At 66.6% G+C, this 23,052-nt stretch carries 25 protein-coding genes and 1 pseudogene; 8 read left to right on the forward strand and 18 right to left on the reverse strand.

All coding sequences use genetic code 11. The features are described 5' to 3' along the window. Positions 1-11 precede the first annotated feature (11 nt). Entirely contained in the window at positions 12-914 is a 903-nt protein-coding gene (locus tag FS825_RS13080; RefSeq protein ID WP_144713685.1) for an alpha/beta fold hydrolase, read from the forward strand. On the opposite strand, the gene FS825_RS13085 is transcribed toward FS825_RS13080, so the two are convergent. The 6 genes from FS825_RS13085 to FS825_RS13110 all read right to left on the reverse strand — a co-directional run bounded on the left by FS825_RS13085 (position 915) and on the right by FS825_RS13110 (position 7,269). Further along, complete coding sequence (locus tag FS825_RS13085; protein WP_144713687.1) at positions 915-1,745, reverse strand: class II glutamine amidotransferase; 831 nt, start codon at positions 1,743-1,745, stop codon at positions 915-917. A gap of 574 nt (positions 1,746-2,319) precedes the next feature. Beyond that, a complete protein-coding gene (locus tag FS825_RS13090; RefSeq protein WP_144713689.1) occupies positions 2,320-2,811 on the reverse strand; it encodes a flavin reductase family protein in 492 nt (163 codons plus the stop codon). Further along, positions 2,811-3,230 (reverse strand): RidA family protein, encoded by a 420-nt coding sequence (locus FS825_RS13095; protein WP_144713691.1) that lies wholly within the window; start codon positions 3,228-3,230, stop codon positions 2,811-2,813. Before FS825_RS13095 ends, FS825_RS13090 begins: the two co-directional genes overlap by 1 nt. Then, positions 3,227-4,366: an LLM class flavin-dependent oxidoreductase gene (locus FS825_RS13100; RefSeq protein WP_144713693.1), complete on the reverse strand. Its 1,140-nt coding sequence runs from the start codon at positions 4,364-4,366 to the stop codon at positions 3,227-3,229. Before FS825_RS13100 ends, FS825_RS13095 begins: the two co-directional genes overlap by 4 nt. Before the next feature lie 165 nt (positions 4,367-4,531). Further along, positions 4,532-5,851 carry an amidohydrolase gene (locus FS825_RS13105; protein ID WP_144713695.1) on the reverse strand — a complete coding sequence of 440 codons (1,320 nt, stop codon included), beginning with the start codon at positions 5,849-5,851 and terminating at the stop codon, positions 4,532-4,534. After that, positions 5,848-7,269, reverse strand: a complete 1,422-nt coding sequence (locus tag FS825_RS13110) for a purine-cytosine permease family protein (protein ID WP_144713697.1) — start codon at positions 7,267-7,269, stop codon at positions 5,848-5,850. Before FS825_RS13110 ends, FS825_RS13105 begins: the two co-directional genes overlap by 4 nt. Before the next feature lie 532 nt (positions 7,270-7,801). Between FS825_RS13110 and FS825_RS13115 the strand changes: the two genes are divergently transcribed. Next, complete coding sequence (locus FS825_RS13115; protein WP_144713699.1) at positions 7,802-8,392, forward strand: nitroreductase family protein; 591 nt, start codon at positions 7,802-7,804, stop codon at positions 8,390-8,392. A gap of 390 nt (positions 8,393-8,782) precedes the next feature. Here the strand turns inward: FS825_RS13115 and FS825_RS13120 are convergent, their stop codons facing one another. Both FS825_RS13120 and FS825_RS13125 read right to left on the reverse strand, forming a co-directional pair. Continuing rightward, a complete protein-coding gene (locus FS825_RS13120; RefSeq protein WP_144713782.1) occupies positions 8,783-9,367 on the reverse strand; it encodes a recombinase family protein in 585 nt (194 codons plus the stop codon). Positions 9,368-9,428: 61 nt separating this feature from the next. Continuing rightward, entirely contained in the window at positions 9,429-9,611 is a 183-nt protein-coding gene (locus FS825_RS13125) for a hypothetical protein (RefSeq protein ID WP_144713701.1), read from the reverse strand. Between the two features lie 173 nt (positions 9,612-9,784). Here FS825_RS13125 and FS825_RS13130 point away from each other — a divergent pair, with 173 nt between their 5' ends. Further along, positions 9,785-10,003: a hypothetical protein gene (locus FS825_RS13130; protein WP_144713703.1), complete on the forward strand. Its 219-nt coding sequence runs from the start codon at positions 9,785-9,787 to the stop codon at positions 10,001-10,003. A gap of 97 nt (positions 10,004-10,100) precedes the next feature. On the opposite strand, the gene FS825_RS13135 is transcribed toward FS825_RS13130, so the two are convergent. From FS825_RS13135 to FS825_RS13150, 4 genes are all read right to left on the reverse strand, one after another. Further along, positions 10,101-10,625: a hypothetical protein gene (locus tag FS825_RS13135; RefSeq protein ID WP_144713705.1), complete on the reverse strand. Its 525-nt coding sequence runs from the start codon at positions 10,623-10,625 to the stop codon at positions 10,101-10,103. Positions 10,626-10,692: 67 nt separating this feature from the next. Further along, entirely contained in the window at positions 10,693-11,865 is a 1,173-nt protein-coding gene (locus FS825_RS13140) for an MFS transporter (protein ID WP_144713707.1), read from the reverse strand. A gap of 74 nt (positions 11,866-11,939) precedes the next feature. Further along, on the reverse strand, positions 11,940-12,167 hold the full coding sequence (locus FS825_RS13145; RefSeq protein WP_144713709.1) for a hypothetical protein: 228 nt from the start codon (positions 12,165-12,167) through the stop codon (positions 11,940-11,942). A 323-nt stretch (positions 12,168-12,490) separates the two neighbouring features. Continuing rightward, positions 12,491-13,033 carry a histidine phosphatase family protein gene (locus FS825_RS13150; protein ID WP_144713711.1) on the reverse strand — a complete coding sequence of 181 codons (543 nt, stop codon included), beginning with the start codon at positions 13,031-13,033 and terminating at the stop codon, positions 12,491-12,493. A 71-nt stretch (positions 13,034-13,104) separates the two neighbouring features. Here FS825_RS13150 and FS825_RS13155 point away from each other — a divergent pair, with 71 nt between their 5' ends. Continuing rightward, the gene (locus FS825_RS13155; RefSeq protein WP_144713713.1) at positions 13,105-13,620 is read left to right on the forward strand and encodes an RDD family protein; all 516 of its coding nucleotides are present in this window, start codon (positions 13,105-13,107) and stop codon (positions 13,618-13,620) included. A gap of 19 nt (positions 13,621-13,639) precedes the next feature. On the opposite strand, the gene FS825_RS13160 is transcribed toward FS825_RS13155, so the two are convergent. Continuing rightward, on the reverse strand, positions 13,640-13,840 hold the full coding sequence (locus tag FS825_RS13160; RefSeq protein WP_144713715.1) for a hypothetical protein: 201 nt from the start codon (positions 13,838-13,840) through the stop codon (positions 13,640-13,642). A gap of 556 nt (positions 13,841-14,396) precedes the next feature. Beyond that, positions 14,397-15,110: a TetR/AcrR family transcriptional regulator gene (locus FS825_RS13165; protein WP_144713717.1), complete on the reverse strand. Its 714-nt coding sequence runs from the start codon at positions 15,108-15,110 to the stop codon at positions 14,397-14,399. Between the two features lie 86 nt (positions 15,111-15,196). Here FS825_RS13165 and FS825_RS13170 point away from each other — a divergent pair, with 86 nt between their 5' ends. The 4 genes from FS825_RS13170 to FS825_RS18680 all read left to right on the forward strand — a co-directional run bounded on the left by FS825_RS13170 (position 15,197) and on the right by FS825_RS18680 (position 19,817). Continuing rightward, positions 15,197-16,054, forward strand: coding sequence for an NmrA family NAD(P)-binding protein (locus FS825_RS13170; protein WP_144713719.1), 858 nt, complete (start codon positions 15,197-15,199; stop codon positions 16,052-16,054). A 199-nt stretch (positions 16,055-16,253) separates the two neighbouring features. Further along, on the forward strand, positions 16,254-16,946 hold the full coding sequence (locus FS825_RS13175) for a DUF6766 family protein (RefSeq protein WP_144713721.1): 693 nt from the start codon (positions 16,254-16,256) through the stop codon (positions 16,944-16,946). A gap of 1,360 nt (positions 16,947-18,306) precedes the next feature. Beyond that, positions 18,307-19,272 carry an AraC family transcriptional regulator gene (locus tag FS825_RS13180; protein WP_144713723.1) on the forward strand — a complete coding sequence of 322 codons (966 nt, stop codon included), beginning with the start codon at positions 18,307-18,309 and terminating at the stop codon, positions 19,270-19,272. A 380-nt stretch (positions 19,273-19,652) separates the two neighbouring features. Continuing rightward, the gene (locus tag FS825_RS18680; protein WP_186377232.1) at positions 19,653-19,817 is read left to right on the forward strand and encodes a hypothetical protein; all 165 of its coding nucleotides are present in this window, start codon (positions 19,653-19,655) and stop codon (positions 19,815-19,817) included. 1,402 nt (positions 19,818-21,219) lie between these two features. On the opposite strand, the gene FS825_RS13185 is transcribed toward FS825_RS18680, so the two are convergent. The 4 genes and pseudogenes from FS825_RS13185 to FS825_RS18995 form a co-directional block, all read right to left on the reverse strand. Beyond that, on the reverse strand, positions 21,220-21,519 hold the full coding sequence (locus FS825_RS13185) for a hypothetical protein (RefSeq protein WP_144713724.1): 300 nt from the start codon (positions 21,517-21,519) through the stop codon (positions 21,220-21,222). Positions 21,520-21,743: 224 nt separating this feature from the next. Next, positions 21,744-22,712: a diacylglycerol/lipid kinase family protein gene (locus FS825_RS13190; RefSeq protein WP_260981167.1), complete on the reverse strand. Its 969-nt coding sequence runs from the start codon at positions 22,710-22,712 to the stop codon at positions 21,744-21,746. Between the two features lie 26 nt (positions 22,713-22,738). Beyond that, complete coding sequence (locus FS825_RS18685) at positions 22,739-22,906, reverse strand: hypothetical protein (RefSeq protein ID WP_186377233.1); 168 nt, start codon at positions 22,904-22,906, stop codon at positions 22,739-22,741. A 17-nt stretch (positions 22,907-22,923) separates the two neighbouring features. Continuing rightward, positions 22,924-23,052, reverse strand: a pseudogene (locus FS825_RS18995) (acyl-CoA desaturase); the annotation flags it as partial.

The following is a 23,052-nucleotide window of genomic DNA, read 5'->3' on the forward strand; positions in this document are numbered from 1 at the left end:
GTGTCGGGCCCGTGGACTTCGTCGGAGTGAACCTGCAGAGCGGCGTGCTCGACGTCGCGATCGCGACCGCGGGGCCGGAGGACGGCTGGCCGGTCCTGCTGTTGCACGGGTTCCCCTACGACCCTCGCTGCTTCGGTGCCGTGGCGGAGGAACTCGCCGCGTCCGGCGCCCGCGTACTCGCTCCGTACCTCCGCGGGTTCGGCCCGACACGCTTCCTGTCGGATGACGCTCCCCGGGTGGGCCAGCAGGCTGCGATCGGTCGGGATGTGCTCGACCTGATCGACACCGCCGGCCTGCGGGCCCCGATCCTGGTCGGCTTCGACTGGGGCGGCAGAGCCGCGTGCGTCGCCGCAGCACTCCGGCCGTCGGCGGTCGGCGGCTTGGTGGCCCTCGGCGGCTACTCGATCCAGGACATCGCGGCCTCGGTCGAGCCGACGGACCCGCTCGATGAGAGCCGGGACTGGTACCAGTACTACTTCCACTCGGAACGTGGGCGCAGGGGGCTGACGCAGTACCGCCGCGAGATCGCCGAGCAGCTCTGGCGCGAGTGGTCCCCCACCCGACCGGTGGATGCGCACGAGTTCGCCCTGACCGCGCCGTCGTTCGACAATCCGGACTTCGTCGAGGTCGTGATCCACTCGTACCGGCACCGCTTCGGGCTCGCCCCTGGTGCCGCCACCTACGAGGCGGACGAGCAGCTGCTCGCGCAGCTCCCGTCGGTCGACGTCCCGACGATCGTCCTCGACCCGACCGAGGACCCGGCCCTGCACCCGCGGACGCGAGCGGAGCACGAGGAGCACTTCACGCGCCTCCTCGACCACCGACTCGTCCCGAGCGGGCACAACCAGCCGGCGGACGCCCACGCCGAGGTCGCTCGCGCTGTGCGCGATGTGCGCGCCTTCCTGACCGGGTGATCAGCCGTCGGAAGTCGGTCGGAACGGCCGTTCGTCGACGTCCGTACCGATCGTGAGCGCCGTGCCCGGTGGGACCTCACGCCAGAGGCCTTCCAGCGCGACCAGCGGTTCCGACACCACGACTCGAGCCCGAGGCGAGAAGTGTGACAGGCGCTCTGCCTCCGGGTAGAGCGCCCGCACCGCGCTTGCGTCCTCACTCACCCACAGCGAGTTGACCGGCCCGCCGCTCGCGTACCGGACCGCGTACAGCCGTTCGCCGTCCGTCAGTCCGATCGTCATCTGCAGCGGATCGGTCACACCGGCATCCGCAGCGATCGACTCGACGAAGCCCGCCATGCGTTCGAGGCTGCCGACGGGATCGTCCTCGAGACCGAACGTCAGCGCGAGGTGGAACATCAGCTCGGAATCGGTCGAACCGAGGATGCCCGGGAACAAGTCCTCCCGCACCGCCATGAGCAGCCGCCGACGCAGCCCCGCGAACCCCGCGATGAACCCGTTGTGCACGAACAGCCACCGGCCGTGGCGGAACGGGTGGCTGTTCGTCTCCTGCACCGGTGTCCCGGTCGCCGCGCGGACGTGGGCGAGGAACAGCCCGCTCGACACTTCAGCGGAGAGCTCGCGGAGGTTCTCGTCACCCCACGCGGGACCAGCGGTCCGGAACAGCGTCGGGATGTCCCGCCGCCCGTACCAGCCGAGACCCGTTCCGTCGCCGTTCGGCACCGGGGACTCGGGCGAGTGGAAACGGCTCTGCTCGATGAGCGACCGTTCCGGCCCGTACAGGAGCTCCTGCGGTTCGATCGGATCCCCGATGTACCCCAGCCATCGACACATGAGCGCCTCCTCGGCCTCGTCGCCGGACCCCTGCAGTCAAGCACCGTCGACGGCCGCCTGCGCAACGAGTCGCGCAGCACGCTCACCGGCGGTCTGCTCGGACCGGCGTCCCTGATCGTGCTCCTCTTCGTACCGCGGATTGCGACCGCGCACGATTACCGAGCCTCGATCGGTGGGGAAGAAGACCCGTCTCAGTAGCCGATCCTCCACGGAGACGACGCGCTCCTCAGCCTCGAAGGATCTCAACAAGGAGGGACACCGCCGCGACTGCACCGGCGAGCACGAACGCGAGTCCCAGGAATCTCGTCAGCTCCGGAGTGAACTGACCTCCCCAGAACTCACCCTGCACCTTCCGCGAGAAGCGTGCGATCGGTTCAGGGAAGATGAGCAGGACACTGCCCCAACCAAGGCAAACTATTGCCGCTACTCCGATCCAAAGAGCACCCACCGTGCCGACAGTACCTGCTGGTTCGTCGCGCAAGCCCACCGGCTACCGAGACGGCTTGCTTCGCAGAATGCTGACATCAGCCCTGCGTGTCGCCCAAAGCGAACGGCGCGCAGGGCTGATGCGGTGTCATGCGAGTGCTGCGAAGCCGGAGCGGTGCCAGACGAGGGGTTGGTAGTCGAATTCGACCGCGAGTTCCTCGACGCGGAGCACGACGATGTCGTGGTCACCGGCGGGGTAGGTGGCCCACACGGAGCAGTCCAACCAGATGGGGGCGTCGTGGAGGAGGACCGCTCCGTCGTCGGTCCGGGTCGTGGTGATGCCGGTGAGACGCGCGTTGCGGTCCTTCCCGGCCAGTTGTCGGGTGCGGTCTGCGTAGGCGTCTCCGAGGATCGAGACACCGATGCGGGGGGCGGTTTGCAGCTTCGGCCAGGTCGAGGAGGTGTGCTGGACGGCGAACATGACCAGCGGGGGGTCCTGGGAGACGCCGACGGTGAAGGAGGAGACGATCAGTACCTCCTCTGCGCCGTCGACGATGCCAGCGAGGGCGGCGACGCCGCAAGGGAAGCCGGAGAACGCTTGCCGGAGGGTGCCGTTATCGGCGGTGATGGGCTGCAGCATCAATTGCTCCTGGCGAAGATCGGGTGATGATTGGGAAGGATCACGATTGCTTCGATCTCGACCATCAGGTCGGGGTGGGCGAGTCCGGCGACGTGGATGAACGTGCTGGCCGGGTAGTGGCCCGTCGTGTACCGCTTGGCACGCTCGCGGTGGATGGAGGGGATGAACGCGCGGTCCGTGGCGTAGGTGGTCAGCTTCACGATGTCGCCGACCGTGGCGTTGAGGTCCGCGAGGACGGCCTCGAGGTTCGCCCACGCCTTCATGACCTGCGTCTCGATGTCACCGATACCGACGACCGTCCCGTCGACGTCCCAGGCGACCTGTCCGGTGAGAAACACGGGCTGGCCGAGTCGAGCGACTGCGTGTGTGTAGTACGGCTGCTGCTTCACCGCCGCAGGGTCGATGCGCGCACCGCTCATGCGTGCACCTCCTCGTTCGCGACCGGGATGCCCTGCGTTGCTGCGGCGGTGGTACGGATGCCGAGCGCGGCGAGCTCGCGGACGACGTCGCGACCGACGATCTCGAGGTCGCCGATGAAGTCCGGAACGATGATGGTGATGCCGTCAAGGTCACCCTCTGTGACGATCGTGGCGAGCTGCTGGGCGATGGTCGCTGGCGACCCCACGACCGCGGCCTTCGTGAGCGACTTCGCTGAGGTGCCCTGGTCAATGAAGACGTTAGCCATCGTGTTCTGCTTGAGGCTCTTGTCGGTGCCGTATTCGCGGGCCTGGTTGTTGAGCGCGACGAGGTCGGCGCTGGCGTCGAAGGCGTCGACGCGTGCCTGTGCTTCCTCATCGGTGGCACCCGGAACGATCGTGAAGAGGCCGTAGGTCTTGAAGTCGTCCTTTCCGGCCTCGGCAGCGAGTTCCTTGGCGCGGCGGGCGACGGCGACGAACTTCTCCTGGTCGGCGCCGAGTAGGAAGCTCGCGGTGCAGTTCTCGATGGTGAACCGGAAGCCGGTGTCGCTGGAGCCCGCGCAGATGATTGGCGGAATCGTCGCCGGCTTCGGGTCGGAGACGCAGTCCTCGAGGTGGAAGTACTCGCCGTCGAAGTCGACTCGGCCCTCAGACCACAGCCGCTTTGCGACCGTCACCCACTCACGAGCGAGGTCGTACCGCTGCGTGTGGTCGAGGTCCTGCCAGAGCCCCATCTGCCCCTGGTCGAAGGGGTTCGAGCCGGAGACGATGTTGAGGCCGAAGCGGCCGCCGGACACCTGGTCGATGACGGCGGCCATCTTCGCGACGACGGCGGGGTGGAACACCATCGTGTGAACGGTGCCCCAGACGTTGATGCGGGTGGTCGCCTCGGCGAGGGCGGACATGAGCGAGAGCGATTCGAGCGTCTCGTCCCAGTGCCGGGACGATCCGCCATAGCCGCGCCACTTCGCCATGGACAGGGCGAAGTCGAGTCCCAGCTCCTCGGCGAGGAGCGTGACGCGCTTGTTGTAGGTGTAGCTGGCCTCGAGCTGCGGCGATGCGGTGGAGGTGATCCATCCGCCGGTACCGACGGGGAGGAAGACGCCGAGTTCGACGGTGGTGCGTGGTGCGGTGGTCATGGTGGTGCTCCTGACGAGGTCGTTGGGGGTGCTTAGCGGGGCCTGCCCGTTCGTCAGGGCGTGGTCCAGGTGATGCCGGTGGAGGGCTGTCGGCACCGCACCGGACGGGCGGGGCTCTGCGGGATGACCTGCACCGCGACTGCCGGGATGGCCGGTGTGGTCACGTCAGGCGGTCCGGGCGACGACGGTGAGGGAGTCGCGGACACGGCGGAACGCCGCGTTCGCCTCGCTCACGACGCGCTGCTCGTCGACCCGGGTGAGTCGGCGACCACGCATTACGACGGTGCCGTCGATGATCGTGGAGTCGACAACGCTGCCGTTCGCCGCGAAGACGAGGTGGGAGTGCAGGTGTGCGGGGGTGTCGCGGAGCATCGGGGTGAACATCGCGTTGTCGGTGTCGACGAGGATGATGTCCGCCTTCGCTCCGACGCGGAGGGCGCCGGTCTCGTGGCCGAGTGCCCGGGCTCCGTTGTTGGTGGCCATCCGGAGCACGTCTTCGGCGGGCATGAGCGACGCATCGGTGCGGACGGCGCGGTGCATCAGCGAGGCGAACTTCATCACCTCGAACATGTCGGCGCTGTTGTTGCATTCGACGGCGTCGTGGCCCAACCCGACGTTGATACCAGCCGCCAGCATCTCGGGTACCCGCGCGACGCCGTTGCCGAGCTTCGCGTTCGAGGACGGGTTGTGCGAGATGTGCGTCTCGGTCTCGGCCATCATCCGGATCTCGTCGTCGTCCAACCACACGCAGTGGGCTGCGACGACGTCGGATCCGAGCAGTCCCTGCTCGTACGCGAGGACGGTGGGACGCTTCCCGAACCGCTTCACCGCGTCGTCGACCTCGGTCATCGACTCGTTGAGGTGCAGGTGGATGCCGGTGCCGAGGTCGTTCGCGAGTGCACGGGCGTCGCGGAGGAATTCGGGCGAGGCGAGCGGCAGCCACTCGATGCCGACGCGGACCTCGACGCGGCCCCCGGCGGAGCCGTGGTTTCGGGTGAAGGCATCGCGGTTGTCTGCGAGGGAATCGAGGTCGTACTCGTCGAGCGCGGTGTCGTTGGACAGGACGGCGCGGATGCCGATTTCGTCGGCGGCCCGAGCGAGGGCGTCTAGTTGGCGGTACATGTCGTTGACGGTGGTGACACCGCCCTTGATCGACTCGGTGTAGCTCGCGAGCGCCGCCCAGTACGCAGCCTCGGGGTCGAGGGCGCGGATCAGCGGGTACCAGCACTCGTCGAGGTACTCCCATAGCGGCAGGTGGTCGTTGTACCCCTTGCCGAGGGCCGTGTGGTAGTGCAGGTCGATCAGCCCGGGCATCACGATCTTGTCGGTCGCGTCGATCATCTCGTCCCCGGGCTGGGGGGTGACATCGGACGCGGTCACCTCGGTGATGCGGTCGCCGGTAATGACGACGGTGCCGCGTTCGAGGTAGGTGCCCGCCTCGTCGAGCGTGAGCACCATGCCGTTCCGGATGACGAGGCGGTTCATCGGTCGTTCCCTTCGGGATCGGCGCCGGCTGCGGCCATCGGTGCGACGGTGCGCTTCGCCAGTGGGAGCAGTGCGAGGTAGACGACCGCGGAGACGACGAAGCCGACGTAGAACGCGATGTCTGCACCGTGTAGCAGGGCGGCGACCGGGCCGACGAGCAAGCTGGTGTTCATGAACAAGAACGTGGAAGCAATGCCGGCAAGCAGGGCGACGAGGGCCGGCCAGCCGGAATGCCGATGCGCGAGCGCCGCGGCGACGTCGACGGTCCCGTCGGACGCCTTGCGTCGGCGGACCCAGTCGATGACGACCACCGCGATGAAGCAGGGAATCCAGTAGCTGATGAAGAGGAGCACGTTCTCGAACCGGTCAGCAAGGTCGCCCTCGGCGCTCATCCACAGCACGAGCAGGAACGCGATTGCGGCGCTGACGAGTGCCGCGACCGGTCGGGCGAGCCGGACCCCGATCGTCTGCAGCGACAGCGATCCGGAGTAGTCGTTCATCGCGTTGCTCGATACGGACGCGAGCACGATCGTGAGGAGCCCAATCGCGCCGAGGACGCCGCCGCCCATGATGTCGGCGACACCGGACGCAGTCGCGTCGCCGAGCGCCGACGCCCCGGCCGCGCCGATGAGCTGCCCCCAGACGTAGGAGGCGGAGAGACCGAGGAGCGTGAACCAGAACATCTTCCTGCCCGACGCCTTGGTCGGCAGGTACCGCGAGAAGTCGGATGCGTACGGCGCCCACGAGATCGACAGCGAGAACGAGATACCGAACATCAGCACCCACGTCCCGACGAGATCGGCACCCTGCACGGTGGAAGCGGTCGACACCTGAGACTCGGAGAGGATCCGGATGGTCAGGAGCAGGAACGCGGCTCCGAGGACCCAGGAGACGACCATCTGGAAGCGGTGAATGAGCTCATAGCCGAAGAAGCCGACGAGTGCTTGCAGTCCGAGCACGACGACCACGCTGAGCCAGAACGGCAGGCCAGTGAGGGCCTGGAACGCTTGACCGCCGAAGAGCCCGACGAGCGCGTCCCAGGCGACGGCCGAACCCCACGCGAGGATGCCCGGCACCACCACGCTGCGTCCGAAGGGCAGCCGCGCGAACGGCAGCTGGCCGCTCCCGGTGCGCGGGCCGAAGGTCCCGAGGTAGGCGGGGACGGCTGCGCCCAGCACGGAGCCGAGGACGATGGCGGTCATGGCCTGCAGGAAGTCCAGGCCGAGCGTGATGGAGAGCGCGCCGGTGAAGACGCTCGAGATGGTGAGGTTCGGCGCAAACCAGACCGTGAAGAGCCGGGCCGGTCGTCCGTAGCGTGCCGAGGCGGAGATCGGGGCGATGCCGTGCGTCTCGACACCGATCGAGACAGGTGTCGCGCCGGTGACAGGTTGGGATGCGGGCAGGGTGGGAGAAGCCATGGCAGTGCCTCCAGGGCAGGGAGGGGCGGAGTGACGGAAGCGTCCCGTTTTGGGAAGCGGCGGCTCCGCCGTCGGATGAGGACCCGGCCGGATTGCGGCGGGGGACGTCGTGATCCGTCCCGCTGCCAGAAGAGCGAAGAGGGATGCGGTGCGACGCTGACGAAGCGCGGACTACGGGGTGGCGGAAGACACAGCGGTCCTGCGACGCCGATTGAACCCTAGGGCGTGGTCCAGGTCAGGCCGGTGGACGCCATCGACCGGCGACTTGGGCCCGAGGCCCTGTAGCTCGCGGTGAGGGGGTACATCGACGCTCCTGGAACAAAAGGGGGTGTTCGAGAAGGATGCACAACAGCTGTTTCCGAAACGCGCACGTTCCGTTTCCGACATGTAACAGCTTGCGCAGTCACGTCAGACCGGAGTCAGAGCACCATCATCGCCACTGCCGGCGTCAAGCTGCTCACCGACGTGCTGATCGCGTCGAGGCTCACATGGTCCTGGTCCGCGCGTCAGGTGCGGTCTATTCTGAGCGCTCATGACGATCAACCCTGCACTCGCTCGGACGACCGACTCGTCCCAGCCGCTCGTGACACTGCTTGAAGAACGTTGGAGTCCACGCTCCTACGATGCGGCAGCGACGATCACGGACGCCCAGCTCGACGCAGTCCTCGAGGCAGCGCGGTGGGCGGCCTCCGCTTCAAACACGCAGCCCCGCCGCTATATCGCCGGCCGCCGCGGCACTCCGACTTTCGCATTGATCGAGACACACCTGATGGGGTTCAACAAGGAGTGGGCGTTCCGAGCGAGTGCTCTCATCGTCGCGATCGCCGAGACGGAGACCGAGGAGGGCGAGTTGCGGCAGTGGGCGCTGTACGACCTCGGGCAGGCCGTGGCGTCGATGACAGTTCAGGCCCACGCGGAAGGCTTGCACGTTCACCAGATGGCCGGAATTGACGTCGAAGGGCTCCGTGAGGCTTTCGGATTGCCGGATCGCTTCCTCCCGGTGACTGTCTCGGCTGTGGGCATGGTCGCCTCCCCCTCGCAGCTCAACGAGAAGGCCGCTGCACGAGAGTCGGCGGAGCGCACGCGTCTCCCACTCGACGCGCTCGTTCTCGTCAAGGACTAGGAGAGACCTCTCGTACGGTTGGCGATCGGCCAGCGGGCGGTTCAGTCTTCGGGGTGCTTACTTGCCCTGACCATCACCCAGCCGCAGGTGACCATTGCGACAAGTGCCAGGATCCCGAAAGGGAGCGCGGACCCGGTTGAAAGGCCCCAGGGAAGAGTCACTGCCGCACAGATCAGCAAGATGACGAGCATCGTCACTGCGATGCGACGAGGGACTCTCATGAGGGGACCGTACTCTTCGCTTGGCACGGATGATCGAAAAGACCACGTCCCGTAAGCCGGTCGACCAGCGAACGCCCGCGCCCAGAACGGGATGGATGGGCCCTTGACGGCTCTGGTCGCAGATGACGCTCCGCTCTCGGATGGCTGGTCTCGAGAGCGGAGCTGATGGTCAGCGGTTGGGGTGGGCTTGTCGGTCAATGCAGCGGTAGACGGTCGCCCGTCCGATGCCGAACAGCTCGGCGAGTTCCGCGACCGAGTGTGTGCCAGCTTCGTGCACCTCGAGGAGGTGGCGTTGTTGCGCGGTGCTGAGCTTGGGTTGCCGGCCTCGGAGGTGGCCTTTCGCTTTCGCGATCTGCATGCCCTCGCGGGTGCGAGCTCGGATGAGGTCGGACTCGAACTCGGCAACCATCGCGAGGACGTTGAACAGCAGGCGGCCGACGGGGTCATTGGGGTCGTGAACGGAACCGCCGATGTTGAGCTTGACGTTCTTGGCGGTGAGCTCGTCGACGATGTCTTTCGCGTCTCGAAGGCTTCTAGCGAGCCGGTCGAGCTTCGCGATGACGAGGGTGTCTCCGTCACGGCAAGAAGCGAGTGCCTCCCGAAGGCCGGGTCGAGATCTGTTCGTGCCGGTCAAGCCGTGGTCGGTGTGGATGTTGCGCGGGAGGACTCCGAGTCGCTCGAGCGCGACGCGCTGAGCGGTGAGGTCCTGTTCGTAGGTCGAGACGCGGGCGTACCCGATGAGTAGAGCGTTCATGGCGCGAGGATCCGCTGGACGCCCCGACGCCGCGTCGTCTCGCAACCCGATCGCTCTCCGGTCAGCGACGAAGCCGAGAGCGTCGATAGCCGACCGCTGCGCTCACGAGGATGACGATCGCGCAGACAAGCGTGATCCAAGCGAATGTGGCAAGCGAGCCAGTCGTGAAGAGAACGACGGACACCGCCGCGAACACGAGCCCCAACATCAGGAACACAAGCCATACGGCGTTGGAGCGAGTCATGGGCCAAAGCTAGCCGCTACCCAACGTCAGAGTTATGGGGTCGAGCCCGCGTCCGATAGCCGATCGGCATCCGGGACGCGACGAGCGGACGGTTCTCATCGTGATGTCAGCAGCGCCTACTGCAAGTCCCCGCGCAAGTCTGTCGGACCTCGTCGAGCTGTAGCCTGCCAGACATGTCCGAGGAAGAATCCCGCCGACTGAGCCGACGGCTCTTCGGCCGACCCAAGATCTGGGTGAGCTGTCTGTGGCTCATAGTGGGTCTTGGATGGCTCGGGACCGCGGTCGTCGAACCGGGAGCGTTCCGCTTCTTCATAGCCGCTCTTTGGATCGTCGTCGGCAGCGGGATGCTGATCGTCGCGCTGAGAGACCGTAGCGAGCGCAACCGCCGGTGAAGGTGGCCGGCGCCGCCCGGTTGCCGATCGGCTTACGAGACGTGTCGGGGCGACAGTTCGCACTTCTCCTTAGGAGGCCGCCCGCTGGCTCACCAAGTCAGTGAGCGAGCGTCCCGTGATCTCTGTCGCGTCGGGCCCTTCGCTTCGCTGCCCGACGGAAGGCCATGAGCACGGCGCCGCACACAACCGTCGCAACGATGCCAATGACCGTGCCGCCGGCCGAACCGCTTCCGTAGTTTGACCAAGGCAGCCCGAGAGCCCATTGCAGTGCAGGGCCCACCACGAGTAACGCTCCGGCCGGCACGACGACGATGAGCAAGGCGCGGCGGCCGCTCCAAGCGGGATGAAGCAGAACGACTACGGCGGCCGCGGCGACGACCGCGAAAGCACCGTAGATCCACGATGCGCCAGACATCCGCCAGCCGTCGTGCGCGAACCAGTCTTGGACTCCTCGGATGGTCCGTGCCCAAGCATGCTGACCTCGGTCATGTGTCGACGAGATGACAGGCAACGGCCACCCAATGATCGCGAGGACTCCGGCGATTGCGCTCGCGGTTCCGAGCAGGACCACCCCAAAGCGCGACCCGGTTTTGGGCTCGACGTCGAAGTCGGAGATGCTCACGCCTAGGAGGCTATAGGGCGAGCGCGACGGTCGTTCCAACCGGGCACGCCGCCCGGTAGAGGATCGGCTATCGAGACGCCTGCGGCGCTCGATCGACGAACAGATACACGAGGATCGCGAGGGTGAGGAAAGCAGCGATCGCGAACAGCGCGTGACCGCCGAGCCCGAGGAGTGCACCAGCGACAGCGGTGCCGATCGAGGAGAACGCGACTTTAATTCCGGCCATGCTGACGAAGATCTGTGCTTCCGCGCCGGGCGGGGAGAACGCCGCGCGGGCCGCCAGACTTGCCGTGAACAGGACTCCCGTCGCGACACCGAGCAGCGCGAACACCGCCGCGCTGATCGGGACGGAGAAGATCGCCAACCCGAGTACGAATCCGATTGCAACGACGACGACGCCCCAGCGGATGAGCCGGTCCGCTTGCCCGCGGAGCGGAACCACGATCAGCAGCAACGACACCGTGAGGTTCCCTGCACCGTAGGCCGAAGTGAGCAACGCCGATGACGCGGCGGTCGCGTCCAGTGCATCGACGGTCCCGACTGCGAGGAGCGGCACTGCTCCGAGGGGAATCGCGGTGACAGCGGTGGCGATCGTCGTCCGGCGCAGACCCGGCATCCGCATCAGCATCCCGAGCGCGGAACGCAGCCCCACCGTAGCCGGTGCATCATCACTACCGGAGCGCTGCCTTGCGGCGGGAAGGAGCAGGACGACGATCGCCCCCGCGACAGCCGCACCGGCTGCCGTGAGGACCGCCACGGCGGGAGAACTGGTCGACGCGACAACGGCGATGACGGCGGGACCGGCGGTGGCCGAGACGCCGTACGTGAAGGCGTCCATGCCCTGCGCCCGCCGACGTGCACGCTCGTCGGTTCCGACGATCGTCGCCAGCTGACTGCTGAGCCCACCGGTGAGGAGGGGGCCGGCCAGCCCGGCGATCAGGAGGCCGACAGCAGCGGCGATGAGCGTGATTGGCAACAGCAGGATCGCGCCTGCGAGTGCGATCCCGTAGACCAGTCCCGCGGCCGAGAGGACGAGCTTCTTGGACCGAGCGCGATCGAGGAGCTGCGCAGCGACGGGCCCCGCAAGGTGAGGCAGAGTGATGCACGCTGCGAGGAGGCCGGTGGCATCACCGGCGCCAGCAGGGCGAGCGGCGAGGACCACGCCGATGATCGCCGCCGCATCGGCTCCACGAAGCAGGCACGCGCCGATGAAGTAGACGACCAGCCCCCGTGTTCGCACCCGCACCCCCTCGTGGGCTTCGACGCTAGTGGATGCGGTTCCGCAGAGTTCAGACGGTCCCGGTCACGGATCGGCTACCGGACGCCGATAGTGGGGAGTTGGATACGAGCATGCTGTCCAAGCTTCAGCCTCGCGTGCTCGGCCTGGCGATCGGTGCGGGGGCCCTGGTTGCGGGCCTCGTAATAGCGCTTCTCGGCCTCGTCCTTGGTACCGATTTCGTCGGGCTCGTAGCGGCCGGGCTGGTGATCGCTGCGATGGGATTGGTCGTCGCGATAGTTGGAGCGATTGGCTTCGCCCTGCACGGGTCCGCCCGATCCGCGCGCCAGAAGATGAGGTGATAGTCAGCGACTCATTGGCTAGTCCGATGGCCGATCCGCTACTGAGACCGTCTGAGGAGCCGCAAGTAGATCGTCACGCGCCATCCAGCCGAAGCTGCCAGGACGAACATCAGAACGGCAAGCCAAGTCGAACCGGTCGGTAACAGGACTTCGGCGAACCCGACGACTAAGCACGCGATGCCCGCGACGAGTGCAGCAACCAGCGCGACGCGAGTACTTCGTCCGGCTCGTCGCTGCGTGTCGCTCATAACCAAGAGCTAACTCGCTCACGCACGTTGAGGGATCGGCTACCGGACGCGCCAACCCGGTGGCGGTGTCGGAACAAGCTCGCAGTACTGCAACGTGCGCCCGTCGACCCCGGTCACGGCCTCGATGACGAACGCGTGCGTCACCACGAGCGCCCCATAACCGTCGTCCGGAAGGCGTGAGAGCGCCATGTTGGCACGATCCCGCATGTGCCTGATGCTTTCCCACGTCGCTCTGTCCGGCGCGTTTCCCACATGGCGGCGAAACTCGTCTGTCGCCTCCTGCCACTTCGCGTAGGTCTCGCTGGCTGGAAGGCCGGAGTCCCACTCCCTGAAGTCGATGTCGACCGCCAAGGGCACTCCGCACGCGGCGGCGATGATCGCTGCGGTCTGCAGCGTGCGTGTCATCGGTGAGCAGACGACGCGAGCCACCTCGAGCTGAGCAAATCGCGCCGCCGCTTGGTGGGCCTGCTGCTCTCCAAGCCGCGACAACGGCGCCGTATCCCGAGACCGGAAGTCGAGTCCACGTGATTCGCCTGAGTCGTAGTCGGGTTCCGCATGCCGAAGCAGCCCCGGTGCAAGCATCCCCGCATGCTATGTCAGGCAGACCTCCAACGTCCGCTACCGGACGTCGAGGTGGTCACTATCGTGGCGGCATGAGACTCGGGGGAAGTCGACTGTTGGCCTGGCTGGTCGACTTAGCCTGTGTCCTCGGATGGGTTGCCCTGACTGCCGCCGTGGGAGTGCCGCTCTACCTCGCGCACGTCATCCGGCCGACGAATGTTGTCGTGTTGAGCGTCGTCGGCGCCTTGGTGATCGTGATGCCGGTCGTTCTCGCTCTGGCGTGGTGCGAGTCACGCCGCGAAGCGGCGACGGTTGGTAAGCGAGTGATGAAGCTGGTCGTCCGCGCAAATGCGCGTTCACCGCGTCTGACCGTCGCGATAGCGCGGAACACCCTCAAGATCGGTGTTCCGTGGCTAATTGGTCACGCTGCCGTGTTCACCATTGTGAGGGCAAGCGGTGACGATGGCGTCCCTGTCGGCGTTTGGGCGCTGACCGTTTGTGCTTACGTGCTTCCGCTAGCCTGGATCTTCTCTCTTTTCGTCGGTCGGGGGCGGACGCCGTACGACTGGGCCTGTGGAACAGAGGTCACGAGACGTTCAGCAGGCTGATCCCCCATGAGGATCTCCCTCAGTGAGGCGGAGGAGCCGACCCGAAGATCAGAGAGATTCCGCCGAGCGTCGCGACGAGGAACGTCACCGTGAGGACGACGGCGGCAACGAAAGCAATCACGATGGTTAACAACGTCAGCATGCCGACCAGGCGCACCGCGCGGGCCGCATCGCGAGGCGCGGGAACTGTCTCCTCTCCAGCCGTGAACAATTCGGCCATGTCGCGGGGCCGCTGGTTGTCCGTGCGATCAGGCTAGGTCACGTCTGCGGTCGCCTGAGCACCACACGTCTCGATGGCGGATCGGTTACCGGACGATTCTGCCGGTTGTCAGTTCACGCTTCTCCGGGCGCTCCGGGAATCTCACCTTCCGGCCGGTCGAGATCGAGCGTTCAGCTCTGCCGACTCGTCCGCGGTGCCACCAAGAATCCCCTTCGGGTTGGTGCTGCGCGGGCGATCGCGCTCCGACCCGAGCGTTAGTGCGACGCTCCAGGGTCGCAGCGTCGATGCTCATGCGGGCCTGCGCGGTCAGGGAGACGCGATCGGGTGTGGCTCGCAAGCATTGAGCGTACGTGTCCTCCTTATGGCGGATAAGACCCATCGATACCCCCGATCAGGGCAACAGTACGGCCGCGGGAGCAGGCGTTCCATTCCCGCCCTGTTGGAGGAGGAGCACGATGTGCAGTCAGACTTTCGCGCTCACCGACACTCACAACGCGTCCGAACCCGTGAAGTGTCGCGTAGCGCGCAACGCCGGCCGGGCCCGCTCAGCGGGGAATCACGGCGCGGACGGTGCTCCGGCGATCCGGGCGAGCCAGTCGCGCATCAGAGACCGCTCCGCCGGCGACAGCGCGGCAAGCGCCTCGTCGTCGGCGGCGAGCTGCACCGCGGCCGCGCGCGCGTCCATCGATGGAGCCGGGGCAACAGTCGCGGAGCCCGGCCCAGTCGGAGCGGTCGTGAGGATGGAGTACGCAAGCGCTTCCCACGCAGCCTCGACGAGCGCCGGGTCAAGGTCGTCAGCGGGCGTACCGATGAGGTCGAGCACCACGCCAACCCCGATCGCGTGCACAAGCGACACCGCTCGGGTCTCCGGCACCCGAAGCCGCCCAGCGAGCGCGACGCGGTGGATGCGCTCCCGCAGGACGGCGATGCCGGACTCCTCGACGCCGGAGTGCGAGCGCAGCGGGTCGGAGAAGAGCGCGGTGACGCCCGGGTTGGCGAGCCCGAAGGCGATGTGGGCGTCGAACGAGTCCCGGAGGTGTTCGACCGGGTCGACGTCGTCCGGCACGGATTTCTCAGCAACATACGACGCGAACACCCGGTCGGCGACGGCCTCGAGCAACCCGTTCTTGTCGCCGAACTGCCGGTAGATCGTCGGCGCCTGCACCCCCGCGGCGGTAGCGACCGCCCGCGTCGTGACCCCGGTCGGGCCGCCGGCCGCGAGGAGGTCAGCGGCAGCATCGATGATCCGAGAGCGGACGGAGTCAGTCACGGATCAACGATAACGGAACCTTGTTAGCAGAATGTTTCCGGTGGTACCTTTCTGGTGTTTCCACTGATAACGAAAGGTCGTTCCCCATGATCATCGTCACCGGCGCCACCGGCGCCCTCGGGTCCGCTACCGTCCGCGCACTCCTTCACCGCATCCCCGCCGACCAGGTAGGGGTCAGCGTGCGCAACCCTCTGGCCGCTGCCGACCTCGCTGCCCGCGGCGTGCGTGTCCGGCACGGGGATTTCGCCGACCCGGCGTCCCTCGGCCAGGCTTTCGCCAACGCCGACCGAGTCCTCGTCGTCTCCGGTTCGACGCTCGGTCCGGACGGCGTCGCGCTCCACGCGGCAGCCGCCCGGGCCGCCGTCGAGGCCGGTGCTGACCGCGTCTTCTACACGGCACACCAGAACACCCGAGCGGACTCTCCCGTCGCGTTCGCGGTCGACCACGCCCGCACCGAGTCCGCCCTCGCCGGCATCGGGACCCCGTGGACCTCGCTTCGCAACGGCTTCTACGCACACACTGTGGGATGGCTCATTGCGGGCGCGGTCGAGTCGGGCGAACTGCTCCTGCCCGAGGACGGCCCAATCTCGTGGACCGACCGCGAGGACCTCGCCGTCGCCGACGCCGCCCTCGTGGCGGACGGTCCGGTGTTCGACGGCCCGACCCCGGCGCTCACGGCGCGGGACGCCGTCACCTTCGCGGACGTCGCACGGATCCTCTCGGACGTCACGGGAACGACCGTCCGCCGGACCGTAATCGACGACGAGGAGTGGGTGGCGCGTCAGGTCGGCCACGGGATGCCCGAGGCCGCAGCGCAGGTCATGCTGGGGATGTTCCGAGGCGCCCGGGCCGGCGAGTTCGACGAAGTCAACCCGCTCCTCGGCGAGCTGTTGAATCGCGATCCGCTGCCGGTGCGCGTGGCAATCGAGCGCGCCGTCGCCTGAGGCCGCTAGCACCGGTCGGCGGCCGCGCCGAGTTGGATCGCGACCGCGACGAACGCGAGCGGCGCGGTTGGGTTCATCGAACCTGGTCGTCAGCAACGGTCGGAGACGATGCGCCGCTTCCGAGCGATTCCGTCCGGCCCGGCGCCGATGGTCGGTTCCCGGAACGTGCGAGGGTCGTGTGGGGCGGTGAGGAGCTGTGATGAGTGTGTTCCTGCGGGAGCGTCCGAGCGAGTGGTCGTGGGTGCGTCGCAACGGGTTGTTCTTGGTGAACGCGTCGGTGTTCCTGCTTTGTTTCGTTGGGATGGTGTTCGCCGGTTGGCGGGTCGCCGGCCACGACGCGGTGCTGCATGGGCAGACGGTCGAGTCGCTGTGGGGGTTCTTGTCAAGTGGTGACTTTGCTGAGGCGACGTTTGAGAACTGGGAGAGCGAGTTCCTGCAGATGGGGTCGTACGTGGTGCTGACGACGTTCCTGTTTCAGAAGGGGTCGAGCGAATCGAAGTCGCTTGATGGCGATGCCCCACAGGACGCCGACCCTCGAGCGCACGAGCGAGATCCTCGCGCTCCGTGGCCGGTCCGGCGCGGCGGAATCGCGTTGGCGCTCTACGAGAACTCGCTGATGATCTTGTTTGCAGTGCTGTTCCTCGGCAGCGTCGTCGGGCACGTCATCGGTGGGTCGGCTGCGTACAACGAGGAGCAGGTCGAGCACGGGGCGCGCGTGGTGTCGGCGTGGCAGTACCTCGGGACGAGTCAGTTCTGGTTCGAGTCGATGCAGAACTGGCAGTCAGAGTTCCTGGTGATCTCCGTCATGGTCGTCGCCACCGTTTGGCTCCGGCAACGCGGGTCGAGCCAGTCGAAGCCAGTTGCAGCCCCGCACGCGGAAACCGGTGACTAAGGAGTGCATGCCCCTTACTCCGACCGCACTCGCGACGCGGCCGCCACTGTGTTACTGCGCTACACGGCCGCGCTGTAGAAGAGCGCCCGAACCGACGCGGTCACCGCGGGCGCGGTCGAATCGTTGGGCACATCAGCGGACGCCAGCATCGTGCTCGCTCTCCGGAACCCTTTCCTCGGCGAGCATATGAGCGACGCGCTCACGGTGCGGCACCAGAACGTTGTGAGCGACGTCGCCGCTCGCACAAAACCGTCCTCGCCAGCACAGAGCACGGCTGAATGCGTGCCGACGAACTGCACCCAGGCGCACCAGGCGGAACCATGTTTGGGAGCCTTGTGTGCGGGTCCTAGTCGCCGACGCCGACCGTCATCGATCTTCGCAAACCGGCCTGCCTAGCCACCAAACGAGCGCAGGAGCAACGCGGAGGAATACGGACTGCGCGACGTCCGTTGCGCCGTCGGGGCGGCGCCATGTGGCATCCTGATCCGGCCGCGGGGCGCCGTCTCTCCGTTGGATGAGACGGCCGGCCCGGAGCGGTTCCTCCGGACTGGCCGTCGATTCGTCGCACCTGATCCGTACGGCGACTGCGCCAGTGGACCACCTTTCCCGCTTCATAGATGCGGGTTGCTTGTGCTGACAAAGTGTGTATCGCCTAGGTGAAATCGGGCACTTTCGCGTCTGGTTGGAGCGCGTTGCCCGACTCGTGGACGCTTGCCCCTCGGTCGGAGTTCACCAACGGCAGGGCGGTGGTGTGACGGGTGGCTACAATGCTTCCGGAGCAGCCGGTCCCGTCGTATACCAGTAGCCACATCGCGCGGCATCGGCAGACAAGCAGGCCACACGTCGTCACCGACTTGCTCGGCCCGTACCGTGGGTGCGCCTGATCAAGTCGGCCGAGACCCCGCCGATGGTGAGTGCCGATCCTGTCGGCGCTCACCGGCCCTCGAGTGCGGGAAACCCTGCCGACTGGCATGGATCTTGCGCTCCGCCCCTCGTTCTCCGTCTGCTCATCGCGGAAGAGCCGGTTTCCGCGGCGTCGTCGTGCCCGCCTCTGCTGGGATTGCGTTCAGCGGCTTGTTCTTGGCGAGCACTTCAGGTCGCAGTTAGCGTGATTGGGGAGGACCTCTTCGGGGGTCTTGTCGCTAGCACGGTCTTCGCGTAGTGCGGTGTGCTGGCGCAGCAGGAAGATCTCGGTAGCGATGAGGCTTCAACGCCTCGGGGAGGGCAGACGGGTCATGGACTCTACTTCTTCGTTCTTGTTGGCGCTGTGCTTGCGTGACAGCACGGTCAACACTCCGGCGGTCACTCTCTTCCACGACACGCACACACCCCAGTTTCCGACCCGCGCGCGGATTGCCGCATGACGATCGCGGAGAGCGCTGTGGCGCCCGTTCGCCCGTTCGTTGCGGTGACCGGGACGGACACGGACGGGGCGATTCGGGACCTCGCTGGGATGTACGCGGGACGGAGCTGGTATTCCTCCCGCCTCGGGGACGACTACTGGTACAAGTACGTCGCCGTCGGTGACGACCAGCTCAGTGTCCGACGGTCCCAGATGCACGGCTGTCTTCGCGGCGACGTCGCCGTCGAAGGTGAGGTGGTCGTGCAGTGGATCGACGCAGGCCAAGCCCGCGTTGACGTCGGCCGCAACGAGGTGCGGATGCAGCCCGGGATGCCGACGCTGTTCCCGATCGAGCAACGCTTTGACATGGAGTACCAGGACTGGGATCAACGCCTGGTGCACTTGAACCGGGAACTCGTGCTGGATGTCGCCGCGGAGCAGTACCTCGCTGACGGGACGCTCTCGTTCGACCGGAGCCGCACACCGACCCCGGCCGCCGTCACGCAATGGCGCGTGGCGGTGGCCGGCGCTATGCAAACGCTCCGTTCCGATGGCGCAGACACGTTGGCTTGGCAGGAGGCGCAACGCGACGTCGCCCGATCCCTGTTCGCGTTGTACCGGTTCCAGGGGGAACTGCTCCCGCACGGGTACGGGGAGCCACGCAACCAGCACGTGCGCGCTGCGGTTGAGTACATCCACGAGCGCGCCGGCGAAGCGTTGACCGTGTCAGCGATTGCCCAAGCGTCGGGACTCAGCGTCCGGGGTCTGCAGGAAGCGTTCCAGCGGGCGTTGGACCGCACCCCGATGATGTACCTGCGGGAGGTCCGACTGCGCCGTGCCCGCGAGGATCTCCTCCGCGCGGACTACTCGGACACGACCATCGCGGACGTAGCGTCTAGGTGGGGCTTCAACCACATGGGCCGGTTCTCCGGCGCGTACCTGCAACGGTTCGGAGAGTACCCGCGCCGGACCCTCCGACGTTGATCCTGTTCGTCACTCCGGGTGGCGTCTTGCAAGCTGGTGTCAGCGGCGCGAACTCCTCCGGCAGCCCACGTGGCCCACGACTGGAACTGTGCTTCAGCACTTGCCAGGCTGGTGTGCGAACCCTGCACCCGCCCGTCGTTCGACTCGAGTTGGTACTGACCGCGGAACGCGATGGTCGCCACCGACACCCCATCGACCTCGCAAGTCCACCTCGTGGTGGAGTCCTGCTGCCACGTCAGGGAATCGGGGTGTCGCACGGTGCCGCCTTTCAGCAGGGCCGAGATAAGCGCCTGCAAGCAGACAGCTCCCCGGACGATAGACGTCAGCCCTCACTCTGGCTACATGGTCGCGGTACATTCCAGAAGGAGTAGGAGACCCGAATGCCAGAGCACATGCCGTCCGTTGAGTTGCGTTCGAGCGGCGTCACAGCGTCCGCAGCGCCGGGCGTGCCCGCCCTCGAGCAACTCGCCGAAACTCCCCTCAACGGCACCAACATCGACGACTCCCGAACCAAGCCCGTGCAGCCTGGCGCACCGATCAGCTGAGATCGACCATGTTCCGATGCGCCGAATCGTTTCTGGACCGCCGCTGCCAACGGGCCGCCGGACACGACGGATTGCACGTTGCAAAGGACGAAACGTCCCTGATGAAATGGAGCGGTCACCCCGACCTCCTGCTGCACCAGATGCGTCTCCGCGACTCTGCGTTCCCGACGACGGACCCGGCGGCTTCCCCGTCCTCCGAGGATGCTGACGTAGCCGTGCTGTCGCGGGCACAACAACCGTCGACTGCAGCGGTGGTTGATTGCGTGGCACCGCGCGATAGGAGAGTCCGCCCGTGAAGAATCGGCTGCGCCTCGCGCGCGGCCCCCTGACTGCTGAACGACTCCAACGGTGCACAAGCGTGCGCCAGACCAGGGACCAGCTGGTATTGCATGCACGCGCCCGATTCGCTGAAGCTATGCTGCCCGCCTTACGAGGTGAGGCGGGCAGCCGCGCCGGTACCGAGGATCAGGATCGAGACCGCAGCGCTCGACGGTAAGCAATCACCGTGAACACATTGTGACGCACGACGGAACGGAATGTGGAGCCCAGCCATTGGCCTAGCGATCCGTCGGCATGGACTGACAGTCTCAGTGGCACAGCCGCATACGGTGGGGCCGCGAAGCCGGACCGACGCAGAACCGAGGGTGTCCGCGCCTGCGCATGAATGCTCTTGCCGCATCAGAACGTGACCATCATGCTGCTCTTGACCGCAGCGCCGCGCTGGACCTCGTCACCAGCGGCGCTTCCACCTCGCAAGCGTCGGCCGTGCGGGTGCCGCCGGCCCTGACCCGAATCGGGAGCGGCATTCGCGCCCTTCACCTGGACGCCCACCTCCCCCCGTTCACGCCTACAAGACTAAACATTCAGCGCGGCGGCACCGGATCCGGCGCAGCACTCAGGCGGAGCATTCGCATTCGGTTGCACTCCCACGCCCGAGTAGACGTCCCTCCAGAATGAGCGAGGGCCGGTCCCGTGTTCGGGACCGGCCCTCGCCGGACTAATGCTACTCATCGGTTCAGCGCATCGTCTTGGCCGTCGAACTGCGCCGACAGAGCACCAGTACGAGGCCACCGAGCGCATCAGTGGGAGTGCCGCGCCGGAGCGACGAGGTCGGTTCCGGTGAACCCCGAGTTCGCCGTTGCCACCTTCAGTGCCTTACCACCACGCTTGACCGGGCTGGGAGAGCAGGCGGGACCATCGTGGCTATTGGGTCGACGTCACCGGGCACTGTCAGGGGTCGTGCTCGTGATGGTGACCTTGCGCGTCAGCTTTACATCGATCGAGTCCACAGCGGCAACCTTGTAAGCAGCGGCGCACATGACCGACTCATCCGGCTTGAGCGTCGCGAACCGCTGAGGGCATAACGGTGGATGCCGCCACCGCAGAGGCCAGCTCTGGCGTTTCAGGTTTCCAGGCGAAGGGCGAGGGTCCGTGCGCTGAGGTCATCGACGAAGGCGCGGCTCCTGGATGTCACGGCAGATTCATCGCTTGCGCCACCGGGTGGGGCCTCTTGCGCGAGAAGAGGCAGACCGGGTGCGAGGAGGATGGTGGTCAAGACCGCGTCACCCTCGACGTCAAACGTTGGCAACGTGACGCGGTCGGCCAGCCCGTTCTGAGCAAGTGCGATGGCGTAGTCGATGATGGTGTACGCCACCGCATCGGTGGTGAGGAGGAGTTCACCGCCGTACATGAGGTGCTTCACGGGCTGACTCCCTGATTGCGCGGTGCCACGCGATTCTGCGCTGCTGCAGCCGGAGGTTGTACTGCCCGCGCTGCGACCCTACGTCAGGGCGCCTCCATAGAACGGGAGGTCTCCAGGTCATTCGGTTGAAAGTCACGATCGTCCTTGTGGTCCGAGTGCTCACCAGGCAGACGTTGAAGTGGGGAGGGGTGCGCGGTGCTCGATCGCCGCGCCGCCCGTCTTGGCTAACGCCCGCTGTTGCGCTGCGATGTACGGAGGATCAAGCCGTGGTGATGGGTAGTGAGCGTCACTGATCGGACTGACCCGAACGGGTCGCCGTCGAGTTGAACACGTTCTGGGGCGTCCAGCTCGAGGTGCAGAATTCGCGCGCGCGTGGTGGGAAGTGCGCGCGATCGTGGGAGGACTCTGGCGAGGAGACGTCCGAAGCGGCTGCGGAAGAAGAACCGGTTGAGCGTGAGGGTGTACCCAATCTTGGTCCACCCGAACCAACCATTCGGGCGGAACGCAACAGCATCGAGGATGCCATCATCGGGTTCGGCTCGAGGCAGAAGCAAGACACCGGCGGTGAGGGTGCCGCAGTTGCCGACGATGATCGTGTGGGCGTGCATCGAGTGTGTCTGTCCAGCGTCGAGGGTGTAGCGGACGGCGATCTGCCGGTTGCCGATCACGGACCGGGCGATGGGCTCGGAGTACGCCACCCATCCAAACCGTCTCTTGACCCATGCGTTGGTATCGGCGGCCATGCTCGCATCGAGCCCGATACCCGCCATGACCAGGAAGACGTGTTCGCTCGTCGAGCCGTCGGCATGAGTCAGCTGCGCGAGCCCTACATCAATCGTTTGGTCGGTGCCAGTGAACGCCGCCTCAATGACCGAGTCTTCGTCGTTGCGGGGCAAACTGAAATTACGGGCGAAAAGGTTCCCGGTGCCGGCCGGGAGGACCGTGATGGGTATCCCGGTGCCGCGGAGTTCTTCGGCGACAACCCGCAACGTCCCGTCCCCGCCGGCGACGAGGATGACGTCAGGGGTGCCGTCCGCGGCTGCTCGCGCAGCGGCTCGGCCACCGTCGTCTGCAGCCGTCGGGTACCAGCGAGTCGAAGCCCACTCGTGCCGGGTGGCTGCAGCATGGAGCAGTCCCTGCAGGCGGTGTTGGTCGGTCTTTGTCGGGTTGAGGACGACTGCGACGGTGCGCACGGGTGTGTGGGTAGAGATCGTCGGGCTCAGTTGGCGCGCCCGGCCTTGCGTCCGGCGCGGCGGATTGCTCCAAAGATCAGAGTGCCAACGAACAGGACGATGCCAATGATCGCGAGCCAGAGCAGCCCCTTCAACGCGAACCCTACGATCGCGAGGATGACCCAGAGGGTGAGGAGGACGATGACGGTCTTCATGGTAGTTCCTTAGTGCGTCAGTGGATGCGGAGCTGCGCGACCATCGGGCACGCGAACGGGTCGCGCGCCGCGAGACCGACCCGGTTGAGGTAGCGGACGACGATGCCGTACGAGCGCAGGAGCGTGGTCTCGGTGTACGGCACGTC

The sequence above is a fragment of the Curtobacterium pusillum genome (assembly GCF_007680845.1).
Lineage (GTDB): Bacteria > Actinomycetota > Actinomycetes > Actinomycetales > Microbacteriaceae > Curtobacterium > Curtobacterium pusillum_B.

What these genes read in the sequence shown, in the direction of transcription:
- FS825_RS13110 (WP_144713697.1), bottom strand. Translation starts at nt 7,269, where the DNA reads ATGGCTTCTCCCACCCTGCCCGCATCCCAACCTGTCACCGGCGCGACA.
- FS825_RS13150 (WP_144713711.1), bottom strand. Translation starts at nt 13,033, where the DNA reads ATGCTTGCACCGGGGCTGCTTCGGCATGCGGAACCCGACTACGACTCA.
- FS825_RS13095 (WP_144713691.1), bottom strand. Translation starts at nt 3,230, where the DNA reads ATGAGCGGTGCGCGCATCGACCCTGCGGCGGTGAAGCAGCAGCCGTAC.
- FS825_RS13130 (WP_144713703.1), top strand. Translation starts at nt 9,785, where the DNA reads ATGTCCGAGGAAGAATCCCGCCGACTGAGCCGACGGCTCTTCGGCCGA.
- FS825_RS13120 (WP_144713782.1), bottom strand. Translation starts at nt 9,367, where the DNA reads ATGAACGCTCTACTCATCGGGTACGCCCGCGTCTCGACCTACGAACAG.
- FS825_RS13170 (WP_144713719.1), top strand. Translation starts at nt 15,197, where the DNA reads ATGATCATCGTCACCGGCGCCACCGGCGCCCTCGGGTCCGCTACCGTC.
- FS825_RS13180 (WP_144713723.1), top strand. Translation starts at nt 18,307, where the DNA reads ATGACGATCGCGGAGAGCGCTGTGGCGCCCGTTCGCCCGTTCGTTGCG.
- FS825_RS13175 (WP_144713721.1), top strand. Translation starts at nt 16,254, where the DNA reads ATGAGTGTGTTCCTGCGGGAGCGTCCGAGCGAGTGGTCGTGGGTGCGT.
- FS825_RS13155 (WP_144713713.1), top strand. Translation starts at nt 13,105, where the DNA reads ATGAGACTCGGGGGAAGTCGACTGTTGGCCTGGCTGGTCGACTTAGCC.
- FS825_RS13105 (WP_144713695.1), bottom strand. Translation starts at nt 5,851, where the DNA reads ATGAACCGCCTCGTCATCCGGAACGGCATGGTGCTCACGCTCGACGAG.
- FS825_RS13090 (WP_144713689.1), bottom strand. Translation starts at nt 2,811, where the DNA reads ATGCTGCAGCCCATCACCGCCGATAACGGCACCCTCCGGCAAGCGTTC.
- FS825_RS13160 (WP_144713715.1), bottom strand. Translation starts at nt 13,840, where the DNA reads ATGGCCGAATTGTTCACGGCTGGAGAGGAGACAGTTCCCGCGCCTCGC.
- FS825_RS13100 (WP_144713693.1), bottom strand. Translation starts at nt 4,366, where the DNA reads ATGACCACCGCACCACGCACCACCGTCGAACTCGGCGTCTTCCTCCCC.
- FS825_RS13125 (WP_144713701.1), bottom strand. Translation starts at nt 9,611, where the DNA reads ATGACTCGCTCCAACGCCGTATGGCTTGTGTTCCTGATGTTGGGGCTC.
- FS825_RS18685 (WP_186377233.1), bottom strand. Translation starts at nt 22,906, where the DNA reads ATGAAGACCGTCATCGTCCTCCTCACCCTCTGGGTCATCCTCGCGATC.
- FS825_RS18680 (WP_186377232.1), top strand. Translation starts at nt 19,653, where the DNA reads ATGCCAGAGCACATGCCGTCCGTTGAGTTGCGTTCGAGCGGCGTCACA.
- FS825_RS13085 (WP_144713687.1), bottom strand. Translation starts at nt 1,745, where the DNA reads ATGTGTCGATGGCTGGGGTACATCGGGGATCCGATCGAACCGCAGGAG.
- FS825_RS13115 (WP_144713699.1), top strand. Translation starts at nt 7,802, where the DNA reads ATGACGATCAACCCTGCACTCGCTCGGACGACCGACTCGTCCCAGCCG.